The sequence below is a fragment of the Quyinboa ferrireducens genome, assembly GCF_042436675.1.
Classification (GTDB): domain Bacteria; phylum Bacteroidota; class Bacteroidia; order Bacteroidales; family UBA5342; genus JBHJHP01.
This window is the reverse complement of sequence record NZ_JBHMVA010000056.1, coordinates 1-1,927: the sequence shown is the minus strand read 5'-3', so window position 1 is coordinate 1,927 and position 1,927 is coordinate 1. Positions and strand designations below refer to the sequence as shown.

At 32.8% G+C, this 1,927-nt stretch carries 1 protein-coding gene; it reads left to right on the top strand.

The genetic code is table 11. The features are described from left to right. Positions 1–236: 236 nt before the first annotated feature. Entirely contained in the window at positions 237–1,661 is a 1,425-nt protein-coding gene (locus ACE01N_RS20345; protein WP_380592890.1) for a T9SS type A sorting domain-containing protein, read from the top strand. Positions 1,662–1,927 lie beyond the last annotated feature (266 nt).

Sequence of the window (1,927 nt, the reverse complement as noted above, 5' to 3'; positions counted from 1 at the left end):
AAGATGAGTTGATCAACTTAGATGAATAAAAAACGGCATACAACACGCGGTCATAGTGCATGGCAGTACTTTTAAACCAAATAGTTCAACGTTCGCTGCCAGCTCTTTTCGTCCTGACAGTTCCTTTCACGGGTGAAAGAAACTGCCACGACACCATACCGCGGGAACGTTAGCCCCAAGCCTGGCAAAGCACTAAACAATAATAGATAATGAGCTTTTAGTAAAAAAATATACAAATGAAAAAATTTACTATTTTATTATTTATATCAATTTTATTCCTTTCAACGGTACTTGCATCTGAGCCTGTAATCACCATGACTACAACTGATAAAATAGGATCAATAATAAGTTTCGTTTTAAAATCAGAAACCGATAACACAAATTTCCAAATTGATTTTGGAGATGGAGTTCTAATTGATAAAACTATTGGAACAAATGAAACTACTATTGAGGGACCTCTAGTAGGTTCGCAAACTATTAAGATTTACGGTGAAAATATTATTTACCTTAATTGCAGACAATGTCAGCTTACAGAATTGGATGTAACAAATAATATCGCATTGACATCACTTAATTGCCGTGACAACCAGCTCTCAACTTTGGATTTAAGCAATAATAAATTATTGAATGACCTTTATTGCTCAAACAACCAACTCACCAATTTAGATTTGAATACAAATATGGCGCTGACATATTTATATTTTGCAAATAACCAAATTAAGAATTTGGATGTTAGCACCAATTCTGCACTGAGAGAACTAGTTTGCTCGGATAATCAAATTGGATATTTGGATGTTAGCACGAATACTGCACTGACTAAGCTTGCTTGTGATAGAAACCAATTAACAATGCTAGATATCAGCAAAAATTTAGACTTGGAATATCTATTTTGCTACAGGAACCAATTAACTAATTTAGATCTAAGTAAAAATACATCATTGAAATTGGTATATTGCGACAACAATAAACTTAGTTATTTGGATGTCAGTAAGAATATGGCATTAACCGATTTAACTTGTGGTAACAACCAATTAACTACATTGGATGTAACAAATAATACTGCATTGACAACACTTAACTGTTTTAGTAATCAATTCAATTTTAACAGTCTACCACTCCAAAATATTTTATATTATGCTTATAGTCCTCAGGACTCAATGTTGCTTGATGAAACCATTAATATAGGGGATACTTTAGACCTAAGCTCACAATTATCAGTTAATGGTAATACTACTACTTATAAATGGAAAACCCAAAGTAATGCAACACTAGTATTAAATACTGATTATATTCTTTTCAAGGGTAAAACAGTATTTCTAAAGCCACAAGCTGAAAAGGTCTATTGCGAAATGACTAATGCCACTTTCCCTAGCTTTATTGGCATTAATTCTTTTAAAACTATATCAATCAAAGTATCATCTCCTACCTTAGTTAACAAAACCATATCTCAAGACATTGATCTTTACACTCTTAAGAAAAATTTATATATTGATCTGCCCGGTAATGCACTAATAAGCGTTTACAAAATAAACGGTAAAATGATACTAACAACCCCAGTTTTCAAAGGCAAAAATATTATTGAAATACCTTTTAGTGACATTTATTTGGTTCGCATTAAATTAAACAATGTCATAATCACTAGGAAAATTATCGTTCAATAAATATGAAAGTGAAAAAGGCAGGGGCTAACACACGGTATAGTGCATGGCAGTTCTTTTAATTAAAAAATATCAACGTTCGCGCAAAGCTCCTTTCGTCATGACAGTTCCTTTCACCCGTGAAAGAAACTGCCACGACACCATACCGCGGGAACGTTGTGCAGCATTTAAACAAACTAAGTGAGACACAGTAAATTGATATTAATAATTGGCATTCTTCTTTTCATCAGTTACGTTTTCAAAGACTACTTATTTGAGGAATTCTGGAT

Coding starts and splice junctions, on each gene's coding strand:
- ACE01N_RS20345 (WP_380592890.1), top strand. CDS start 237: ATGAAAAAATTTACTATTTTATTATTTATATCAATTTTATTCCTTTCA.